The sequence below is a fragment of the Cellulomonas sp. NPDC055163 genome, from assembly GCF_053607065.1.
The window spans coordinates 103,358-123,697 of sequence record NZ_JBSGSU010000004.1 but is presented as its reverse complement, the minus strand read 5'-3'; the positions used below and the strand labels follow the sequence as shown (position 1 = coordinate 123,697).

18 protein-coding genes are annotated in these 20,340 nt (G+C 74.9%); 11 read left to right on the top strand and 7 right to left on the bottom strand.

What is annotated here, in order from left to right; all coding sequences use genetic code 11:
- Positions 1 to 25: 25 nt before the first annotated feature.
- Positions 26 to 2,170 (bottom strand): beta-galactosidase, encoded by a 2,145-nt coding sequence (locus tag ACWFNE_RS09000; protein ID WP_452122080.1) that lies wholly within the window; start codon positions 2,168 to 2,170, stop codon positions 26 to 28.
- A 232-nt stretch (positions 2,171 to 2,402) separates the two neighbouring features.
- On the opposite strand from ACWFNE_RS09000, the gene ACWFNE_RS08995 reads away from it, so the two are divergent.
- From ACWFNE_RS08995 to ACWFNE_RS08980, 4 genes are all read left to right on the top strand, one after another.
- Positions 2,403 to 3,731 carry an ABC transporter substrate-binding protein gene (locus ACWFNE_RS08995; protein ID WP_452122079.1) on the top strand — a complete coding sequence of 443 codons (1,329 nt, stop codon included), beginning with the start codon at positions 2,403 to 2,405 and terminating at the stop codon, positions 3,729 to 3,731.
- A 126-nt stretch (positions 3,732 to 3,857) separates the two neighbouring features.
- On the top strand, positions 3,858 to 4,877 hold the full coding sequence (locus ACWFNE_RS08990) for a carbohydrate ABC transporter permease (protein ID WP_452122078.1): 1,020 nt from the start codon (positions 3,858 to 3,860) through the stop codon (positions 4,875 to 4,877).
- Positions 4,874 to 5,788, top strand: a complete 915-nt coding sequence (locus ACWFNE_RS08985; RefSeq protein WP_452122077.1) for a carbohydrate ABC transporter permease — start codon at positions 4,874 to 4,876, stop codon at positions 5,786 to 5,788. Before ACWFNE_RS08990 ends, ACWFNE_RS08985 begins: the two co-directional genes overlap by 4 nt.
- Before the next feature lie 23 nt (positions 5,789 to 5,811).
- The gene (locus tag ACWFNE_RS08980) at positions 5,812 to 6,846 is read left to right on the top strand and encodes a LacI family DNA-binding transcriptional regulator (protein WP_452122076.1); all 1,035 of its coding nucleotides are present in this window, start codon (positions 5,812 to 5,814) and stop codon (positions 6,844 to 6,846) included.
- Positions 6,847 to 6,872: 26 nt separating this feature from the next.
- Here the strand turns inward: ACWFNE_RS08980 and ACWFNE_RS08975 are convergent, their stop codons facing one another.
- Positions 6,873 to 7,256: an RNA-binding S4 domain-containing protein gene (locus ACWFNE_RS08975; RefSeq protein WP_452122075.1), complete on the bottom strand. Its 384-nt coding sequence runs from the start codon at positions 7,254 to 7,256 to the stop codon at positions 6,873 to 6,875.
- Positions 7,257 to 7,540: 284 nt separating this feature from the next.
- Here ACWFNE_RS08975 and ACWFNE_RS08970 point away from each other — a divergent pair, with 284 nt between their 5' ends.
- Together ACWFNE_RS08970 and ACWFNE_RS08965 are read left to right on the top strand one after the other, a co-directional pair.
- Positions 7,541 to 8,494, top strand: coding sequence for a 5'-3' exonuclease (locus ACWFNE_RS08970; RefSeq protein WP_452122074.1), 954 nt, complete (start codon positions 7,541 to 7,543; stop codon positions 8,492 to 8,494).
- A 21-nt stretch (positions 8,495 to 8,515) separates the two neighbouring features.
- Complete coding sequence (locus ACWFNE_RS08965) at positions 8,516 to 8,833, top strand: hypothetical protein (protein WP_452122073.1); 318 nt, start codon at positions 8,516 to 8,518, stop codon at positions 8,831 to 8,833.
- A gap of 69 nt (positions 8,834 to 8,902) precedes the next feature.
- Here ACWFNE_RS08965 and ACWFNE_RS08960 read toward each other — a convergent pair whose 3' ends face one another.
- Positions 8,903 to 9,472 (bottom strand): hypothetical protein, encoded by a 570-nt coding sequence (locus tag ACWFNE_RS08960; RefSeq protein WP_452122072.1) that lies wholly within the window; start codon positions 9,470 to 9,472, stop codon positions 8,903 to 8,905.
- A 170-nt stretch (positions 9,473 to 9,642) separates the two neighbouring features.
- Here ACWFNE_RS08960 and ACWFNE_RS08955 point away from each other — a divergent pair, with 170 nt between their 5' ends.
- Complete coding sequence (locus ACWFNE_RS08955; RefSeq protein WP_452122071.1) at positions 9,643 to 10,284, top strand: hypothetical protein; 642 nt, start codon at positions 9,643 to 9,645, stop codon at positions 10,282 to 10,284.
- 17 nt (positions 10,285 to 10,301) lie between these two features.
- Positions 10,302 to 10,940 carry a ribonuclease H family protein gene (locus tag ACWFNE_RS08950; RefSeq protein WP_452122373.1) on the top strand — a complete coding sequence of 213 codons (639 nt, stop codon included), beginning with the start codon at positions 10,302 to 10,304 and terminating at the stop codon, positions 10,938 to 10,940.
- Between the two features lie 34 nt (positions 10,941 to 10,974).
- On the opposite strand, the gene ACWFNE_RS08945 is transcribed toward ACWFNE_RS08950, so the two are convergent.
- The 4 genes from ACWFNE_RS08945 to ACWFNE_RS08930 form a co-directional block, all read right to left on the bottom strand.
- Positions 10,975 to 11,550, bottom strand: a complete 576-nt coding sequence (locus ACWFNE_RS08945) for a DUF3806 domain-containing protein (RefSeq protein WP_452122070.1) — start codon at positions 11,548 to 11,550, stop codon at positions 10,975 to 10,977.
- 208 nt (positions 11,551 to 11,758) lie between these two features.
- Positions 11,759 to 15,643: a S8 family serine peptidase gene (locus tag ACWFNE_RS08940; protein WP_452122069.1), complete on the bottom strand. Its 3,885-nt coding sequence runs from the start codon at positions 15,641 to 15,643 to the stop codon at positions 11,759 to 11,761.
- Positions 15,644 to 15,847: 204 nt separating this feature from the next.
- Positions 15,848 to 16,447, bottom strand: coding sequence for a protein-L-isoaspartate O-methyltransferase family protein (locus ACWFNE_RS08935; RefSeq protein ID WP_452122068.1), 600 nt, complete (start codon positions 16,445 to 16,447; stop codon positions 15,848 to 15,850).
- Positions 16,448 to 16,612: 165 nt separating this feature from the next.
- On the bottom strand, positions 16,613 to 17,050 hold the full coding sequence (locus ACWFNE_RS08930; RefSeq protein WP_452122067.1) for a hypothetical protein: 438 nt from the start codon (positions 17,048 to 17,050) through the stop codon (positions 16,613 to 16,615).
- 258 nt (positions 17,051 to 17,308) lie between these two features.
- On the opposite strand from ACWFNE_RS08930, the gene ACWFNE_RS08925 reads away from it, so the two are divergent.
- From ACWFNE_RS08925 to ACWFNE_RS08915, 3 genes are all read left to right on the top strand, one after another.
- Positions 17,309 to 18,472 (top strand): D-alanyl-D-alanine carboxypeptidase family protein, encoded by a 1,164-nt coding sequence (locus tag ACWFNE_RS08925; protein ID WP_452122066.1) that lies wholly within the window; start codon positions 17,309 to 17,311, stop codon positions 18,470 to 18,472.
- Positions 18,473 to 18,598: 126 nt separating this feature from the next.
- Positions 18,599 to 19,792 carry an ATP-binding protein gene (locus tag ACWFNE_RS08920; protein WP_452122065.1) on the top strand — a complete coding sequence of 398 codons (1,194 nt, stop codon included), beginning with the start codon at positions 18,599 to 18,601 and terminating at the stop codon, positions 19,790 to 19,792.
- A gap of 2 nt (positions 19,793 to 19,794) precedes the next feature.
- The gene (locus tag ACWFNE_RS08915) at positions 19,795 to 20,232 is read left to right on the top strand and encodes a hypothetical protein (RefSeq protein WP_452122064.1); all 438 of its coding nucleotides are present in this window, start codon (positions 19,795 to 19,797) and stop codon (positions 20,230 to 20,232) included.
- Positions 20,233 to 20,340 lie beyond the last annotated feature (108 nt).

Genomic DNA, 20,340 nt, shown 5'->3' with positions numbered 1-20,340 from the left:
CATGCCTCCTCTTTGGCCCCAGGAATCACCTGTCTCTCGCGCGCAACCTCCCTCCCTGCCGCGTCACCCCCCATCCCCCCTGCCCACCCCCCACGCCGCCGGCCGCGACCGTGAGCGTGCCCTCGCCGGCGGTCTCGCCCGTGAGCAGGTCGACGCCCGTGATCGGCAGGTCGACCGGCTTGTCGGTGTGGTTCGCCACGACCACGAAGTCGGCCTCGGCGCCGCGGCGGCGCACGACCTCGACGTCCTCGGGCAGCCCAGCGGGCGTCACGCCGGCGTCGCGGTAGACCCGGCGCAGGAGGCGCGCGAGCCCTTCGGCGTCGGGCCGGGTCGAGAGGTACCAGCCGGTGCCCGCGCCGTGCCGGTGCCGCGTGACGGCGGGGCGACCGGCGGCGGGGCCGTCGGTGTAGGTGCCGACGGCCTCCGCGCCCGCGAGGGTCAGGTCGTCGGCCCACACGTCGGCGACGAGCGGCGCGGGCGGCTGGGCGTCGTGCTGCGCGTCGGCCCCCGTCGTGGCGTCGTCGGTGCGCGCGTCGTCGTCCGGGGCGAGCGCCACGTGCACGCGCTCGCCCGACCGCAGCGGCAGGAACTCCTCGACCGTGACCCCGAGCGCGTCACGCAGCACGCTCAGGTGCGGACCCTCGTGCACGCGGTCGTGCTCGTCGACGATCCCCGAGAAGAACGAGGTCAGCAGCGTCCCGCCCTGCGCGACGTACGCCGTGAGGTTCTCCGCGGCGCGGGCCGTGAGCAGGTAGGACGCGGGCGCGAGCACGAGCCGGTAGCGGCTCAGGTCGTGCTCGGGGTGGGCGAAGTCGACGGTGATCCCGTCGCGCCACAGCCGGTCGTAGAACGCGTCGACGCGCTCGCGGTGCCGGGCGTCGACGCTCGGGCGCCACTCGAGGTCCTGCGCCCAGAAGGACTCCTGGTCCCACAGGATCGCGACGTCGGCCTCGACCCGGGACCCGAGCACCTCGTCGAGGCCCGCCAGGCCCGCCCCGAGCTCGCGCACCTCGCGGAACACGCGGCTGCTGGTCCCGGCGTGCGGCAGCATCGCCGAGTGGAACTTCTCGGCGCCGGACCGGGAGGCCCGCCACTGGAAGAACAGGATCGCGTCGGCGCCGCGCCCGAGGTGGCTCAGCGCGTTGCGGGCCATCTCGCCGGGGCGCTTCGCGACGTTGCGGCCCTGCCAGTTGACCGCGGACGTCGAGTGCTCCATGAGGATCCAGGGCCTGCCCCCGGCGAACGAGCGCGTGAGGTCGGCGGCCATCGCGAGGCCGACGTGGCCGCTCGGGTCGGCGGCGGTGAGGTAGTGGTCGTTCGAGACGACGTCGACCTCCGCGGCCCACCGCCACAGGTCCGTCGAGTGGCACGCGCCGGCCATGAAGTTCGTCGTGATCGGGATGCCGGGGGACTCGGCCCGGATCGCGTCGCGCTCGGCGACGAAGCACGCGAGGAGGGCGGCGTCGGTGAACCGTGCGAAGTCGAGGCGGTGCGCGGGGTTGACGACGCTCGCGGCGGCGGCCGGGACGACGACGTGGTCCCACGAGCCGTAGACCTGCCCCCAGAACGCGGTGCCCCAGGCGGCGTTGAGCGCGTCGAGCGAGCCGTAGCGGTCCTGCAGCCAGGTCCGGAACGCGGCCGCGGACGTCTCCGAGTAGTCCTCGGAGACGGGCACGCCGTACTCGTTGTGCACGTGCCAGAGCGCGAGCGCGGGGTGGCGGCCGTAGCGGCGCGCGAGCTGGGTCGCGATGCCGGTCGCGGCGCGGCGGTACTCGGGCGAGCTCGGGCACACGAGACCGCGCGAGCCGAAGCCGAGGACCGTCCCGTCGCGCGAGACGACGCGGGTGTGGGGGTAGGTGGCGAAGAACCAGGCGGGCGGTGAGGCCGTGGGGGTGCCGAGGTCGACCCGGATGTCGTGGGCGTGCAGCAGCTCGATCACGCGGTCGAGCCACCCGAAGTCGTAGACGCCCTCGGACGGCTCGAGCAGCCCCCACGAGAAGATCCCGATCGACACGAGGTTGACGCCGGCCTCGCGCATGAGGGCGACGTCCTGCGCCCAGACCTCCTCGGGCCACTGCTCGGGGTTGTAGTCCCCGCCGTAGCAGACCTTCCCGACGCCGGGCAGCCAGCCCGGCACGTGGGCGGGCGTGTGGTCGTGACCTGGACGCATGGAGCTCCTCGACGTTGCGGGCGTGATCGTGCTGTGCACGGTCACAGTCCGTGCGGCGAGATATCGGACAGGTAACACGACGATCCCCCGTGTTGACAAGCCCAACACCCGTGCACCTACTGTGACCGTGCACAGGCACAGCGGCGTGCAGGAGCGTCATCGGGGGCGCGGCGCCGTGCAGTGCCGCGCACCCCACCGCGACGACGCGGTGGGCCCGGAACGAGGAGGACACATGCGCCTGACCACAGGCACCAGGACCGCTGCGGTCGTCGCGGCGACCGCGCTGCTCGCCGCGGGCTGCTCCGGCGGGGACGGCTCGGGCGACGGCGGGACGGACGGCGCCGCCTCGGGCGAGGCCGTCGAGCTCACGTTCTGGACGTGGGCGCCCGGCATGGAGCAGGTCGTCGAGCAGTGGAACGCCGAGAACCCCGACATCCAGGTCACGGTCAACAAGCAGGACGGCGGCGACCCCGCGGTCACCAAGCTCCTCACCGCGATCAAGGCCGGCAGCGGCGCCCCCGACCTCATGCAGGCCGAGTACCAGAAGATCCCCACGCTCGTCGCCGCCGACGCGCTCGCCGACGTCTCGGGCGAGCTCGACGCCGACATCGCCGACCACTTCCCGGAGGGCGTCTGGAGCTCCGTGACCCTCGGCAGCGACGCGGTCTACGGCATCCCGCAGGACTCCGGCCCCATGCAGCTGTACTACCGCGCCGACATCTTCTCCCAGCTCGGCATCGCCGTCCCCACCACGTGGCCCGAGTACGCCGACGCCGCCGCCCAGGTCCACGCCGCGGACCCCACGAAGTACCTCGGCACGTTCTCCGCGACCGACGCCGGCTGGTTCACGGGCCTCGCGCAGCAGGCCGGCGCCTCGTGGTGGGGCATCGACGGCGACGCGTGGACGGTCTCGATCGACGACGAGGCGACCCTCAAGGTCGCCGACTACTGGGGCGGGCTCGTCGAGTCCGGCGTCATCGACAACAAGCCGATGTACACCCCCGAGTGGAACGCCGCGCTCAACGACGGCTCGCAGGTCGCGTGGCTCTCGGCGGTCTGGGCGCCCGGCGTCCTGCAGGGCAACGCGCCCGACACCGCCGGGACGTGGGCCATGGCCCCCATGCCGCAGTGGGACGCGTCCGACCCGGCCACCGGCAACTGGGGCGGCTCGGCCACGGCCGTCACGACGCAGTCCGAGCACGTCGCCGAGGCGACCGAGTTCATGACGTGGATGAACACGAGTCAGGAGGCGGTGAACACGCTCGTCTCCGAGGGCGGCCTCTACCCGGCCGACCAGCTCGCGCAGGAGGAGGCCCTCTCCGCGCCGCCGGAGTTCTTCTCGAACCAGGCCGACTTCTACCCGCTCGCCGCCGAGACCGCGGCGACGGCCAACAGCTTCACGTTCGGGCCCAACGTCAACGTCGCGTACTCCGCGTACAACGACGAGTTCGGCAAGGCCGCCGAGTCCCGCTCGCGCGCCGCGTTCGTCGCGGCCGTCGAGGCCATGCAGGAGGTCACGATCGAGGACCTCAAGGACTCGGGCTTCTCCGTCCAGGAGTGACCCCATCGCCCCGGTGACCCGGCACACGTCCCCCGTGCCGGGTCACCGGGTGCACGCCCGTCGCGCCCCGGCGTGCCGAGCCCCCGCCGTCCGTCGGCCCTCGTCGACCCCACCAGGAGCACGCCCGTGACCACGTCCCCGGTGCCCACGGCACCCGCAGCACCCGGCGAGGCCGGTGCCGCACAGCGTGCGCGCGCCCGCACCGCCCGCGCCGCCGTACCCGCCCGGCCCGGTCGCCGCCGCCCGTTCGGGCGCACCGCAGCGCCGTACGCGTTCCTCGCGCCCGCCGTGATCCTCTTCGTCGCGTTCCTCGCCCTGCCCATCGGCTACGCGCTCTACCTGAGCCTGCGGACCGTCAAGGTCAGCGGCCTCGGGCTCGGCAAGGGCGCCCGCACCGAGGTGTGGGCGGGGCTCGACAACTACACGCGATCGATCGCCGACCCGGAGTTCGTCGCGTCGGTCCTGCGCGTCGGGCTCTACGGGCTCGTGCTCGTCCCGACGATGCTCGGCCTCGCCCTGCTGTTCGCGCTCCTGCTCGACTCGCGCCGCAGCCGGGCCCGTGCGTTCTCGCGCGTGTCGATCTTCCTGCCGTACGCGGTGCCCGCGGTCATCTCGTCGCTGCTCTGGGGGTTCCTCTACCTGCCCGCCGTGAGCCCGTTCTACTTCGTGTTCGACGAATTCGGCTGGGAGGTCCCGACGCTGCTGTCCTCGCGCCTCGTGATGTTCGCGGTCGCCAACATCGCGCTGTGGGGCGGCGTGGGCTTCAACATGATCGTCATCTACACGGCGCTCAAGGCGATCCCCACGGAGCTGTACGAGGCGGCGACGCTCGACGGGTGCTCCGAGGCGATGATCGCGTGGCGGATCAAGATCCCGATCGTCGCGCCGTCGCTCATCATGACCGCGATCTTCTCGATGATCGCGACGCTCCAGGTGTTCGCCGAGCCCATGACGCTCCGCCCCCTCACCAACACGATCTCGAGCACGTGGACCCCGCTGATGAAGGTGTACCGCGACGCGTTCACGCGTGACGACATCTACTCCGCGGCCGCGACCTCCGTCGTCATCGCGCTCGCGACGTTCGTCGTCTCGTTCGGGTTTCTGCGTCTCGTCCAGGACCGCGCCTTCAGCCAGGAGAAGTCATGACCACGACGACCGCCGCCGCGCCGTCCCCGGCGCCCGCCCTGGTCCCGGGGTCCGCGCCCGCCGTGCGCCGTCGCCGCGGCGCGACGCGCCCGAGCCCGGTCAGCACCGCGGTGCTCCTCGTCGGCGCCGCGTACTGCCTGCTGCCCGTCGTGTGGGTGCTCATCGCGTCGACCAAGAGCGCGGGCGAGCTGTTTTCGACGTTCACGTTCGCGCCGTCGTCGCACCTGCTCGACAACGTCGCGGAGCTCAGCGCGTACCGCGACGGGGTCTTCTGGCGCTGGATGGCGAACACCGCGCTGTACGCGGGCGTCGGCGGCCTCGCGTCCGTCGTCGTGTCGGGGATGGCCGGCTACGGGCTCGCGAAGTACGAGTTCGCCGGCAAGAGGACGCTGTTCAACGTGCTCCTCGCGGGCGTCCTGGTCCCCGCCGTCGTCCTCGCGATCCCGCAGTACCTGCTGCTCGCGCAGGTCGGCCTCACCAACACGTACTGGTCGGTGCTGCTGCCGAGCATCATCAGCCCGTACGGCATCTACCTCGCGCGCATCTACTCCGCGGCGTCCGTGCCCGACGACGTGATCGAGGCGGCCCGCACCGAGGGCGCCGGCGAGGCACGGATCTTCCGGTCCATCGCCGTCCCGATGATGATGCCGGGCCTCGTCACCGTGTTCCTGTTCCAGTTCGTCGCCATCTGGAACAACTTCATGCTCCCGTACATCATGCTCGGCGACGACCGGCTGTTCCCGCTCACCGTCGGCCTGTCCGGGCTGCTCAACCAGGGCGCCTCGCAGCCCGCGATGTACACCTCCGTCATCACCGGTGCGCTCCTGTCGATCGTCCCCCTCGTCGCCCTGTTCCTGCTCCTGCAGCGCTACTGGCAGGTCGACCTCGCGGCGGGCGCCGTGAAGGCGTGAGCCCTCGCCTAGAGTCACGGACCGTGGAGCAGCAGCAGTCCGGCACCGCCGGGAGCGCGCCGCGCCGACGACCCACCATCCGGGACGTCGCCGCGGCCGCCGGGGTGTCCCGCGGGACGGTCTCGCGCGTCATCAACGGCGGGCACTGGGTCTCGCCCGACGCGCTCGCTGCCGTCAACGAGGCGATCCGCGCGACCGGGTACGCGGCGAACCACCACGCGCGCAGCCTCGTCACGGGCCGCTCGAACTCGGTGGCGTTCCTGCTCACCGAACCCCAGCACCTGCTCTTCGAGGACCCGAACTTCTCGGTCCTGCTGCGCGGCGCCGCCGAGGCGCTCGCCAAGCGCGAGATGCCGCTGCTGCTCATGGTCGCCGGGACGCCCGAGGAGCGGCGCCGCATCACCGCGTACGTGACCGCGGGCCACGTCGACGGCGTGCTGCTCATCTCCTCCCACCAGGGCAACCCCATGGTCGAGTCGCTGCTGCGCGCGGGCGTCCCGACGATCGCCTGCGGCATCCCGCTCGGCTTCGAGGGGCGCGTCGGGTACGTCGCGGCCGACGACGCCGGCGGCGGGCGGCGCATGACCCGCCACCTCCTGGGGCTCAGGCGGACCCGGGTCGCGATGATCACCGGCCCGCTCGACACCCCCGGCGGGACGCTGCGGCTCGACGGCTACCGTGCCGAGCTCGGCGACGCGTACGACCCCGGGCTCGTCGCGCACGGCGACTGGACCCGCGCGAGCGGCGAGCGCGCGATGCGCGAGCTCCTGGACCGGCGGCCCGACCTCGACGCGGTGTTCGTCGCGTCCGACCTCATGGCCGCCGGCGCGATCGTCGCGCTGCGGGACGCCGGGCGCGACGTGCCCGGGGACGTGGCCGTCGGCGGGTTCGACGACAACGGTCTCGCGGCGAACCTCACGCCCGCGCTCACGACGATGCGGCAGCCGTTCGAGCGCATCAGCGCCGAGATGGTGCGGCTGCTGCTCGAGGTCATCGAGGGCGAGGAGCCCGCTGCGGTGACGCTGCCGACGTCGCTCGTGGAGCGCGACTCGGCCTGACGCGCCGGGGTCGGTGCCGGGCGGCGTCAGTGCCCGCGGAACTTCTCGATCTCGCGCCGCTCGCGCTTGGTCGGCCGACCCGCGCCGCGGTCCCGGGTCGGGACGAACGCGATCTCGGTCGGCTTCGGCGGGGGAGGGGTCCGGTCCACGAGCACGTCCGCGACGAGAGCCGCCCCGACGCGCTTCTCGATGACCCGCGCGACCTCGACGATCCGCTCGACGCCGCCCTCGCGCACCCGCACCTCGTCGCCGACCTTGACCTGCGTCGCGGGCTTGGCGCGGTCGCCGTTGACCTTGACGTGCCCCGACCGGATCGCGGCGGCGGCCAGCGCACGGGTCCGGAACAGCCGCACGGCCCACGTCCAGCGGTCGACGCGGGTCGCGACCCCGGAGCTCGTCGGGGCGCTCATCAGGCGCCGACGCCGGTCGTCGCGCGGGGGGAGGCCATGGGTCCAGGGTGCCACCGGCCCGGGACGGAGACGACCACACCGGTGCGGGGACGACCGGCCCGGTGCTGGGACGACCGCACCGGGCGCGTCGACCTGCCCGGTGCGCCGACGGCCGGCCGGTGCACCGACGGCCGGCCGGTGCACCGACCTGCCCGGTGCGGGCGGCGCCCGGGCCGTGGCCTCCGCCCGTGCCGCCCGGCTCCGCAGGCTTCTGGTCCGCCGCGTCCCGCCGTACGGTTGCGCCCATGACGGACCGCCGACCGCTCCTGCTGCTCGACACCGCGTCGCTCTACTTCCGGGCGTTCTTCGGTGTCCCCGACTCGGTCAAGGCGCCCGACGGCACCCCGGTCAACGCGGTGCGCGGGCTGCTCGACATGATCGCCCGGCTCGTCACCGACCACCGGCCGTCGCGGCTCGTCGCGTGCTGGGACGACGACTGGCGGCCGGCGTTCCGCGTCGAGGCGATCCCGTCGTACAAGGCGCACCGCGTCGCCGAGGTGCTGCCGGGCGGCGCGGAGGCCGAGGAGGTTCCCGACCTGCTCTCGCCGCAGGTCCCGGTCATCGCCGAGGTCCTGGCCGCGCTCGGGATCGCGCGCGTCGGGGCGCCGGGCTTCGAGGCCGACGACGTGATCGGCACGCTCGTCGCGCGCGAGAGCGCCCGGCCCGCCGCGCAGCGGTCCCCGGTCGACGTCATCACCGGCGACCGCGACCTCTTCCAGCTCGTGGACGACGACGCGCCCGTGCGCGTGCTCTACACGCAGCGCGGCATCAAGGACCTCGAGGTCGTCGACACCGCGCGGCTGCGCGAGAAGTACGCGGTCGCGTCCGGTCAGGCGTACGCGGACATGGCGGTGCTGCGCGGCGACCCGAGCGACGGTCTGCCGGGCGTCCCCGGGATCGGCGAGAAGACGGCGGCGGCGCTCGTCGCGCGGTACGGCGACCTCGCGGGGATCCTCGCGGCGCGCGACGCGGGCGACCCGGGGCTGACCAGGAGCCAGCGGTCCAAGCTCGTCGAGGCCGCCGACTACCTCGCGGTCGCGCCCCGGGTGGTACGGGTCGCGCCGGACGCCCCGGTCGGCGACGTCGACGACACCCTCCCCGCGACCCCCGCCGACCCCGACCGCCTCGTCGAGCTCACGACGCGCTGGGGGCTGACGTCGAGCGTCACGCGCGTGATCACGGCCCTCACGCTGGACTGAGCGCGTGCGCGTGCGCGTGCCGTGGCGGCTGCGGTGGTGGGCGGTGCGGTGCTGACGAGCGCCACGTCGCTCGTGGCTGCCCGTGGTCCGGACGACGTCCCCGCTGCTCCTCCCGAGGGCGGACCGTGGGTGATCGGCATCCGCCACCCGAGGGGCGACCTGAGTGCGTGCGGGGACGACGCCGTCGCCGAGTCCTTGATGACGGCGGACGTGCCGCCGTCGTCGGCCACGATCACGCTCGAGCCCTGGGCGAGCGCGGCGGACGCGCGCCGGGTGCTCGACTGCCTCGACCGGAGCCTGACGGGCGGCGAGGTCACGGTGACGACGCGGCCTCGGTGAGCGCAGCAGGCCGCCCGCTGGCCTGGACGCAGGAGCGACCGCCGGACCGGTGGCCGGTCGAGCGGGGCGCTACGAGTGCGCCGACACGCCGTCGCGCACGTACAGGTTGGCCGACAGGCGCTCCCACGCGGTCCCGTCAGCAGCCGGGGCAAGGCCGTCCGGGACGAGCGCGAGGGTCTGGGGCTCGGGTGACGTGAACTCGGAGCGGAGCAGGTGGTCGCTCGCCACCGGGTCGGTGCAGCCCATCTCGACGACGTCGCCGACCGGCACCGTGACGAGGCAGACGAGGCCCGTCGCCTGCACCGCGAGGTAGTGGCTGCCCGCCGACGTCGCGCCGAGGAACCGCGTGGTCGCGGGGTCCAGGAGCGCCGTGCCGGGCTCCTCCGCGAGGACGTCCGTGTCGCGCTGCCGCTCCGCGAGCACCCTGAACAGGACCGCGGGTGCGACGACCGCGGGCTCGGTGGCCCGGGCGTCGAGCGCGGCCCGGGCGCCGACCGCGCCACCCACGACGAGCGCACCCGCGGTGAGCACGACGGCCAGTCGGCGCACCGAGCTGCGCCGTGACGCGGCGCGCTCCGCGCTGTCGCCGGACACGAAGTCGTCGAAGAGGTCGAAGGTGCTGCCGTCGATGGCCGTCATGCGCACCTCATCGGCACTGACCTGCACGGACGTGAGCGGATGGGGTGCCCCGTCGCCCGATCGGGTGGGCCGCAGGACGGTCCGCGCCGGCTGCGGCCACGGACGCACCGTCGTGCCGCAGTCCGCCGAAGCCTGGTGCACCTGATGCCGGGTCCGCCAGGATGCCAGGCATGCGCTCCCGGACCCGCCGCCCGCACCGTGCTGCCGCGCTCGCGCTGGCGGCGCTGCTCGTGCTGGCGGGGTGCGCCGGACGCGTCGTCACCGGCGCGCAGGAGGCGCCGCCCCCGTGCCCCTACGACCCGACCGAGGAGGCGCCCGAGGGCTGCGTCACCTACGACCCCGACGACTCGCTCGCACCCCGGGCGGGCGCCTGCCCGCTGACGGTCCCGGAGCACGTGCCCGAGGGCTGCGAGGACTTCGGGTACGACCCCGACGCCGCGATGGAGCAGAACCGGGTCGGCGACGACGAGGCCGGGGAGGCCGCTGCGGACGCGGCCCGGGCCGCAGCCGATCCGCAGGAGCGGCTCGCGGACTCGCTGGAACCGGAACGCGCCGCGGTCGAGCAGGCGCTGATCACCCTCGTGGGACCTGACGGCCCGACCGAGGAGGGGGTCGTCGCGGCCCTCGGCCGAGTCGGCTTCGCCCCGTCCGACATCACGACGGCCGCGTCCGTCACGTCGGGCGGCGAGCACCGGGTCGACGTCGTCGTGCCGGTGGGCCGGGGCTGCCTCGTCGGCTCGGTCACGAACCGGTTCGTCGTCGTCAACGTCCGGGCCGAGGCACCCGGCGGCGGGTGCGACGCGCCGAGGTGACGGCGGCGCCCGGCACAATGGTCCGCGTGATCACGGTCAGCACGGACGGCTCCTGCCTGCGCAACCCCGGAGGGGCGAGCGGCTGGGCGTGGGTCAACCACGACGGCTCGTCCGCGTCGGGCGGCATCGCGTCGGGCACCAACCAGATCGCGGAGCTCACGGCCGTGCTCGAGGCGGTCCTCGCGCACCCCGGGCTCGAGCCGCTGCGCATCGAGTCCGACTCGACCTACGCGATCAAGTGCGCGTCGGTGTGGGTCGCCGGCTGGAAGCGCAAGGGCTGGCGCACCGCGAGCGGCGGCCCGGTGCAGAACCTCGGGCTCGTGCAGGCCATCGAGCGCGCGCTCGCCGAGCGGGAGGGTGAGGTCGTCTTCCACTGGGTCCGCGGGCACCAGGGGGACCACTTCAACGAGCGGGCCGACGCGCTGTGCGGTGCCGCGGCGCGCGCCGCCCAGCAGGGCGACGTCGTCGTGACGTGGACGTCGGCGACCGGCGAGGTGACCGTCGGCGCCGCCGGGCCCGTACCCGTCGCGACGGTGGCCGTGGCTGCGGCGCCGGTGCGGGCGACGGCGACGCGGTCCGCCGGCGGTCGCACGGCCCCGGTCGCGCGGGTCCCGCGCGGCGCGCAGCCAGAGCCGGAGCTCGACGTCCTGTTCTGAGCGGCCGGGCACGCGGGGCGTCGGTGCCGGGCCGTCACTCCGTGGGGGCGCCGGGTTCCGCGAGGGCATCGGGCTCGGCGGCGTCGTCGGACGCCGCCGTGCCGGCGCCCGCTGTGTCACCAAGGCCCGCAGAGTCGGAGCCCGCTGTGTCACCGGAGACCGCGGTCGCACCGGGGCCCGCGAGCTCCGCGAGCCCACGGGCGATCTCGTCCGGGTACCCCGCGAGCCAGCCGGTCTCGCCGGCCGACCACCGGCGGCTCACGACCCCGACCGGGTAGACCAGCACGTCGACCCCCGGGTGGGTGAGCGCGAGCTCGGTGCCCGCGTCGTCGGTCGAGGAGACCCAGGCAGTCCCGGGCGCGAGCGCGACGACGAGGTCGCCGAGCGCGATCCCGAACGCCCGCACGAGCTGCTCGGCGTCGGCGCGGTCCTCGGCGGGCGACGCCGCCCAGGTCACGAGGACGCGGTCGTACAGGGCACCGACGGCCTCGGCCGTGACCGTGCCGCTGCACAGGCCGGCGACGAGCTCGCGGTGCTGCGCCACGAACACGAGCTCGGCGGCGTTGAGCGGGGCGACCTCCGGGCGAGGCGCGAGGGTGTGAGCGGTCATGACGCCTCGATCGGTCGCGGGTGCCCGCGGCTTGAACGTCCGCGGGGGTGGTTCCCCGGCCCCCCGCACTCCGCCCGCGTCCCGCCCGCCTCCCGCGGGCGTCCCGCCCGCCTCCCGGCGGCCACCGGGCACGCCGGAGGGGCGCCCCCGGACCGGCCGGTGGCGCCCCTCCCCTGCCGTGCGGGCCGCCGTGCGGCGGCCCCGGTGATCAGCTGCGACGTGCCTGCTTCACCTGGTACGAGCGCTGCGTCTTCGAGCTCTCGACGTCGGCGCTGCCCACGTACACCGCGGTGATCTGGTGCGTGCCGACCTTGAGGTCCGTCGGCAGCGCGATCGTGACCGTGCCGGTCAGCTTGTCCGTCACGAGCGTGCCCGTGCCGAGCACCGTGCTGCCCTCGCGGAGCTCGACGGTGCCGGTCGGCGCCGCGGTGCTGCCCTTGACGGTCACGGTCGCGCTGACGGCGTCGCCGGGCTTGCCCGACGCCTTCGACAGCATGAGGCCGAGCGTCGAACCCGACTTCGCGACCTTGGTCGTGACGACCGTCGAGGTCGACGCCGCGTACGTGCCGCCGTCCGGGGTGAAGACCGCGGACAGCGCGTGCGAGCCCGCGCCGAGGCGGACGTTCGTGGTCGCCTTGCCGTAGCGCACCGCGACCGCGGCGAGCTCGGTGTCCCCGTCGAGGAACCGGACGGTGCCGGTGGCCTCGGCCGGGGTCACCGTGGCGGTGAGCGTGAGCTCCGCGCCGGCCTTCGCCGAGCCGCCGACCTTGAGGGTCGTCGTCGTGGGCGTCGCCTCGGGGACCGTGACGTCGACGAGCTGCGCGCGCGCCGTCGTCGTGGCGTTGCGGCTGTGCAGCACGAGCAGCTGCGACTCGCCGGCCTTGGCGGCCTCGGTGCGGTGCACCGTGATCGGCGCGTCCGGACCGGACAGGAACCACAGCGTGTCCGGGGTGCCCGCGTCGAACCAGAACGGCGGCGTGAACGGGTCGACCGTGAACGGCTCGACCTCGTCGACGACACCCTCGGGGTCGGCGGCGTACTCCGAGTAGGTCCAGACCCGGACCGTCGGCGTCGCTCCCGGCGCGATGCCGACGTCCGCGAGGCTCAGCGGGACCACGACGACGTTGTTGTCGAACACCGTGGTGTCGACGTCGCCGAAGTAGCCGTTGACGGGCTGCACGTCGAGGACGTCGTCGGTCACGAGGTCGAACGTGGCCTGCACCGTGACGTCGGACGAGTCGTCGAGCTTCTGCACGACGGTCTGGGTGTCGTACGTCCCGTCGCCGTCGATGTCGATGTCGATGATCGGCAGGGTGTACCGGCCCAGGGTCGCCCACTCGCCCTCGGTCGCGATGCCGATGCCGAGGTACCCGTCCTCGGCGGTCCCGCCCGCCGCCGCGCGCTGCGGTGCGGTCGTGGACCACCCGACGTACCGGAGGTCACCGGCGGCGTTGGCCGACGGGGACGTCTCGACGCGCGGGTCGTCCTCGAGCTGCGGGCTCGTGGCCCCGAGGACCAGGGGTGCGGCGAGCGAGTACCAGCCGCCCGACGCGACCCCACGCCCGGTGAGGGCGAGGTCCGCGGTCGTGGCGCCCGCGTCGGCGAACTCGACGGGCTGCGCGGTCAGGTCGCTCACGAGGCGCGGTGCGGCGTGCACCGGGACCCGCAGCTCGCTGCCGTCGGTCGTCAGCACGAGACGCCCCGAGACCGTGGCGACGTACTCGCGCGGGACCCCGCCCTGCTCGGCGTCGGACGTCGGGTCGAGCTCGCGCTCGAGCGTCGCGGGGTCGGCCGTGAGGGTCACGGTGACGAGCCGCGACTGACCGGCAGGGACGGTGAGGTTCGCCGGCGAGGTCGTGATCGTCGCGCCGCCCGCGGTCGTGGCCGTGTCGAACGACGTCGCGTAGCGGACCGCGCGGTTGCTCGTGTTGGTCACCGTGACGGTCTTCTTCTCGACGACCGTCTGTGCACCGACGTCGACGATCCCGAAGACGACCGAGACCTGCTCGGGCGCCTCGGAGGCGTAGGCGAGGACGCCGTTGGCGACGGCGTCGACCGCGTCGACCCGGCCGGAGCCGACCCGCTCGGGGCCGTAGACGTCACCGGTCCGGTTCGGGCCGGTGAACAGGTCGTGGGTCGCGGTGTTCATGATCGACGCCTTGACCTGCGCGGGCGTCCAGCCCGGGTTCGTGGCACGGACCAGTGCGGCGATCCCGGCGACGTGCGGTGCGGCCATCGAGGTGCCCGAGAGAGTGTGCGACTCGTTGCCAGTCCCCGACGCAGCGGACTGGATGCTCGTGCCCGGTGCGGCGACGTCCGGCTTGAGGATGCCGAGCGAGCCGTGCGCGCCGCGCGAGGAGCTGGGGTTGAGCGCGTCGCCCGCGGACGCGTCCTCGACGGTCCCGGCGAGCGACGGGCCGATGTGGGCCGTGACGGTGCCGGTCTGGATCGCCGGCAGGAGCGCGTCGGTCGAGGCGGCCGTGAGCTGCGCGCCCGGGATCGTCGGGTTCCCCGAGATGCCGGCCGAGAAGATCGTGTTCTCGGTGCCGAGCAGGACGCCGACCGCGCCGGCGGCCTGGGCCGCGTTGAAGCGGGCGACGCTGCCGCAGCGGCGGGCCGAGTCGTCGTCGTCCCACCACAGGTAGGCGATCTTGCCGGCGAGCTCGTCGGCGAACCCGGTGAGCGGCTCGCAGCCGTCGATCCCGTCGCCGAGGTACGCGACGGGCGCCGTGACGTCGTCCGTGCCGGCGTACGCGATGCTGTTCTGGGCGGCGTACGTGCCGTCGAGCGACGGGTCCGCGCCGACCGTGACCTCGACGCCGTCCAGGTCGAGCGGGGTGCCGACCGAGTTCGCGACGGTGAGCCCGGAGGCGGCGCTGCCGGGGGAACCGCCGATGTCCGTGAGGTCGAAGGAGTTGCCCGCCGAGAACACGGAGAGCACGCCGAGGTCGGCGAGGCGGTTCACGACGAGAGTGTCGGGGTCGTCGACGGGGGCTCCCGAGGCACCGAGCGAGAGGTTGACGACGTCGAGGTGGTCGTTGAAGTCGCCGTCGCCGTTCGGGTCCGCGGCCCAGTCCAGCGCCGCGGCGGTGAGCTCGGTGGAGCCGCCCAGGTCACCGAAGACCTTGAGCGCGTAGATGCCGGCCTCGGGGGCGGAGCCGGGGCCGACCTGCCAGTCGGACAGGTCGGTGAGCGAGGCGTAGTCGCCGTCGAACGTCGTGCCGTCCGCGGTCACGCCGTAGCCGACCGCCGTGCCGGCGACGTGCGTGCCGTGACCGTGGTTGTCGCTCGTGTAGAGGCTGTCGATCGGGTTCTCGTCGGCCACCGGGAGCGGGCTCGTGCCCGGGATCGGGTCGGAGCTCGGGTCGTACAGCGGGCCTGCGAAGTCGTGGCCGCCGAGGAACTTCTCGGGGTCGTACAGGCCCTCGGGCACCGGCTGCGTGCCGTCCTCGCCGTAGGCCTCGTCGTACGCCTCGATCGTGCCGGGGCCGCCGAACGACGCGTGCGTGTAGTCGAGCCCCGTGTCGATGACGCCGACGCGGATGCCCTCGCCGGTCTGGCCGGTGGACTGCCACACCTCGAGCGCCCGCGTGAGCACGTCGGTGTTCCGGTTGTCGGGCGTCTTGGGCGTGACGCGGCGGATCGAGACGACGTCGTCCGACGCGGCGAGCGCGCTGATCGTCGCGGCGTCGCCGGTGACGAGAGTGCCGGAGACGACGTTGGACAGCGTGGCGATCCGCTGGGGCGCGGGCGTCGCGGCGCGGGCGGCGACGCGGTCGGGGACGACGTCCGCAGCGAGCTCCTCGACCTGCTCGGCCGCGGTGCGGACCTCAGCGGGCGTGCCGCCGTCCTCGACGACGTCGAGGCCCGACGGGGTGTCGAGCTCGACGAACGCGGTGATGGTGCCCTCGGCGTCGAGGACGCTGCGGCTCACCTTCGCGCGGGACAGGTCCTTGCCCGACGCGACGGCGCCGCCCGGTCCGCCGGGTGAGCCTGGGTCGGGGGCTGCAGCGGCGACCTGGGCGCCGACGAGGCAGGACGTCGCGGCGAGCGCGAGGGTCGTCAGCACGGAGAGCAGCGGGCGAGGCGTCATGGGCTCACTCCTGGGCGGGGCGGGTGAAGGCGTGGTGAGGACTGCGGCGCCGCCCGAGTGTCGTGGTGTCCCGGATCGCGGGACGGCCCCCGGGGTGACGGTAATCCCGAACGGGTGATTCGTCACCCGTTCGCGCACCACGAGTTACTGCCGAGTACGACTCCGTGTCGCGTCGAGGTGCTCGCGGCCGTACGCGGACCCCGGTCAGCGCAGCGGGACGAACGCGTAGCTGCCCAGCCGGCGGTGCACGAACGTCGCGCCGCGCCGCTCGACGACCCAGAGGGTCGTGCGCACCGGGAGGACGACGCGCCCGCCGTCGGCGACCTGCCGCAGCAGCGCGTGCGGGAGGCGCGGCGCGGCCGCGGACACGAGGATGCGCGTCCAGCCGTCCGGGGCCTCGCGCCCGAGGGTGCCCGGCGTCGCGGGCTCGATCCGCGCCCACGGCTGCCGGGTCGCGGCGAGGTTCTCCGCACCCCACCGCGCGAGCCCCGGCTCGAGCTCGAGCCCGAGCACCTCGCCCTGCGGCCCGACGAGCCGGGCGAGCAGCGCCGTCGTCCACCCCGAGCCGGAACCGACGTCGAGCACGTGCGCGCCGACGGGGACGCGCAACCACCGCAGCATCGTCGCGACGGTGCTCGGCTGGGAGCACGTCGGTCCGTGGCCGAGGGGGAGGGGCCGGTCCTCGTGCGCGTGCGGGCGCTGGTCGGGCGGCAGGAACGCGCGCCGGTCCAGGTCGCGCATCGCCTGCGCGACGTCGTCGGCCCGCTCGAGGGGGTCCGGCCGGTGGCCGCCCGCACCCGTCATCCGTCGAGCGTAGGCGCGCGGACCGCGGGTGTCCGCGCAGACCGCAGTGTCAGCGAGGGGAGCCGGCCGGCGCGGGGCCGGGAGGGTCAGCGGGGAGCGTCCGGCGCGGGCCGGGCGGCGGTGCCGGTGCCGGGCTCCGGTGCCGGCTCCGGTGCCCCGAGGCGATCAGGGCGCGGGTGCGACGACCGGGAGCTGCCCGGTGGCGGTGGGCAGCGGGTCGAGCACGGCCTGCACGGAGACCACCGGGATCGACTGGGTCTCGGAGATGAGCTGGGCGACCGTGCGGGGCCGGCGGCCGGGACGGCCGGGCGTGCGCCGCTGCTCGATCCCCTCGAGGGTCGACGCCCGCCACACGGCACCGCCGTTGAGCCGGCCGTCGGGCGCGGGGAGCCACGGGACCTTGCGCGAGAGCCAGACGCGGATGGTCGCGTGCTCGACGCCGAGCCGGTCCGCGAGGCGTCCGATGTCGTAGAGGTCGTCGAGGCCCTGCGGCTCGGCCGCCCTCTCCCGGGCGCGGATCTGTGCACGGGTGAGCGGTGCGTCCGGTGCGGCGTGCGCCGCTCGTCCGGGCGCCTGAGCGGCTTCGAGGTCCCCTGAGTCCACGTCCAGAAGCGTAGCCGGGACACATCGGACAGGGGAGGGGCAATCTGTCACGGAAGCGTGACGAGACCCACAAAGAAACTCACCCTCAAGGGTCGAGGACCGCCGTCCGATACACATAACGTGTTACGTGTGAGTGACAGATTGCCGACCACGCGGCGCTCTGCACGCGGTGGGCGGCACGCTGCCCCCCGCGCCGGAGCCGCCGCCCAGCCGCGCGCCACCGCAGTCCGGGTGGCCCGCGGTGCCGTCGCCGTCGCCATGACGCTCAGCGTCAGCGCCTACGCCTTCACCGTGCCGAGCATGGCCGACGTGACCGCGCAGCGACAGGCCACCGAGCAGGCCCAGGAGGCGCAGGCGCAGCTCGTCGCCTCTGCCGAGGCGACCGAGGCGGCGCTCACCGAGCGCCGCGCCGCCGTCGTCCAGGTCGCCGACTCCGTGGCCGCCCGCGCACAGGTCGCGAGGGAGACCGCGAACGCCGCCGCGCTGACCCCCGAGGTCGTCGCGCCGCTCGACGAGGCCGTCGCCGAGCTCGGTGAGCTCCTCGAGATCGCCCGCGCCGAGAGCGCCGCCGACCCCGCGCGGGCCCCCGAGCCCGCCGCGACCGGCCCCGCCGCACCGCTCGCCGCGTCCGCGCCGTCGCCGACCGAGGGCGCAGCCGAGCCGGCCCCCGCGCCGCTCCCGTCCGACGCGCCGGCCGCGACGCCGACGCCGACCCCCTCGGGCACCGCGTCCGCCGTGCCCGAGAGGTCCATCGTCACCACCGAGGTCCCCGCGCGGGTCGCGGGCGTCGACGTCCCCCAGGGGCCCGAGGACGCCACGACGGCTCGTCTGCGCGAGGCCGTCGAGAAGGTCGCCCAGGCGTCCGCCCAGGTCGAGCTCGTCGCCGAGGCCAACTCCGCCGCCGTCGAGGTCGCGGCGGGCGTCCAGGCCGCTGCCGCCGCCGAGTCGGAGCGCGCGGCGGCCGAGGCGGCGCGGGTCGCCGCCGAGCAGGCCGCGACGCGCGCCGCGTGGCGCACCTCGCTCGAGAAGTACGGCAACGGCCAGGTGCCCGAGTCGGCGCTGTGCGCGCTCGACTTCGACACGGCGCACGAGCTGCGCTGCGACGCCGCCGAGCAGCTCGAGCTGCTCGACGCTGCGTACGTCGACGCGTTCGGCGTGCACATCTCGATCTCGGACTCCTACCGCTCGCTCGCCGGGCAGTACGCGTGCACGCGCACCAAGGGCAGCCTGTGCGCGGCCCCCGGGACCTCGAACCACGGGCTCGGCACGGCCGTCGACCTCGGCGGCGGCATCCAGACGTTCGGCACGCGGCAGCACCGCTGGCTCGTCGCGAACGCCGACGAGTTCGGCTGGACGCTCCCCGAGTGGGCCCGCGCGACCGGAAGCAAGCCCGAGGCGTGGCACTGGGAGTACGTCGGCTGACCGGGCCGCACGCGCGCCCGGGCCGCTGCGCCGAGCTGCGCGGCGGGCTGCTGGACCGCTGACCAGCGCGACGACCGTGCTCGCGCCGCCCGGCCCGCAGCGTGCGCAGGACCTACCATCGGCCTCATGAGTGCTCACGGCGAGCCCGGTCGCGATCGGCCGCTCGTCGGGCGCGGGCCCGAGCTCGACGACCTCGACGACGCGCTGTCGTCGGTGTCCGCCGGGAGCGGCTCGATCATGCTGCTCGAGGGCGAGGCCGGCGTCGGCAAGTCGTCGATCGCGCACGCGGTCCGGACCACCGCGCACCTGCTCGGCCTCGAGGTCCGCGGCGCGTCGGCGTCCGCGGTCCCGCGCCGCCCGTTCGCGCTGCTCGCCGAGGCCCTGCTGTCCCCGCGCCCGGAGCACGGGACCGACGACGCCCTGGGCCCGGTGCCGTCCCGCGCGCCCTCGCCCGTCGAGGAGGAGCTCGCCGCGCTGCTCGACGGTGCGCGCGACGCCCCCGCGGCACCCGCCGTCGTCGCCCGCACCGAGGAGCTGTTCACGGCGCTCGTCCGCCGCCGCGGCGACTCCGGCCCCTGGCTGCTCGTGCTCGACGACCTGCACCTCGCCGACGAGGCGTCGCTCGCGGTGCTCTACCGGCTCGCGCGCGAGGGGACCGTCGAGCGTGCGCTGCTGCTCGCGACGATGCGGCCCGTGCCGCGCGGCGCCGAGCTCGCGACCGTCGTCGCCGCCTGGACGCGCGCCGGCGCCCGGTACGTCGAGCTGCGCCCGCTCGCGCCCGCCGCGGTCGTGGAGCTCGCCGAGTCCCGGATCGGCGCGCCCGCCGGGCCGGCGCTGCGCGGGGCGCTCGCGACCACGGGCGGCAACCCGCGCTTCGTCGCCGACCTGGTCCGCGCCCTCCAGGACGCCGACGCGCTCGTGCCCACCCCGCCGGGCGGCGTCGACGTCGCGCACGACGGCTGGACGGCGCCGCTCGACACCCTCGTCGTCGCGCGCCTCGACTACCTCGGCGCGGACGTCGTCGCGCTGCTCGCCCGGGCCTCCGTGCTCGGCTCGTCGTTCGTCGTCGGGGACCTCGCCGAGCTCGCGGACCTGCCCGTCGCGCACTGCTGGCGGATCCTGCGGCACGCGCTCGCCGCCGGAGTGGTGCACGCGCGCGGCGACCGGCTCGCGTTCCGGCACGACCTCGTGCGCACCGCGCTGTACGCCGGGCTGGACCCGGCGGAGCGCCGCGACCTGCACGCACGCGCGGCGCGGGCGCTGCAGCAGGCGGGGGCGCCGCCCGCCGTGGTCGAGCGGCACCTGCACCGGACGGTGTGAGCGTGGGGGTGCACGACGGGCACGACGGCACGACCGACACGGGTGCGTTTGCGCCGGACGAGCGCACGCCCGAGCAGCGCACACGTGAGTCGTCGGCCTACGCGTTCGCCCTCGAGGTCGTCACGCGCCTGGCCGCCGAGGGGATCGACGCGGAGGCCGAGGTCACGCCGGTTCGGGTGAACGAGCCCGGGGACGGTTCGTACCACGTGTCCGTCGAGGTCGAGGGCGGTGGCCCGGACGTCCTGTGCGAGGTGGTCGACGGCGTGCCGGACGTGCGGGTCATGGACCCGAACGGGGAGGGCATGCCCCCGAACGAGGCGCTCGCCTACGTCGTGCGGCGAGCGCTCGGAGACTGCCCGCGGGACGCTGCTGCGGCGGTGTGGCCGGCGACGGCGAGGTGGGGCGTCCCATGGCCTCGGGCGCCGGAGCGGCGAGAGTAGAGCGCGTCCTGGTGCGCCACCTGGGTGACAGCTTCCTGCGACCGGGTGACTGGCTGGTAACTTCCCGGTCACCGTCATCGAGCTGCAGGTGAGCGCTGTGCCGGGGCT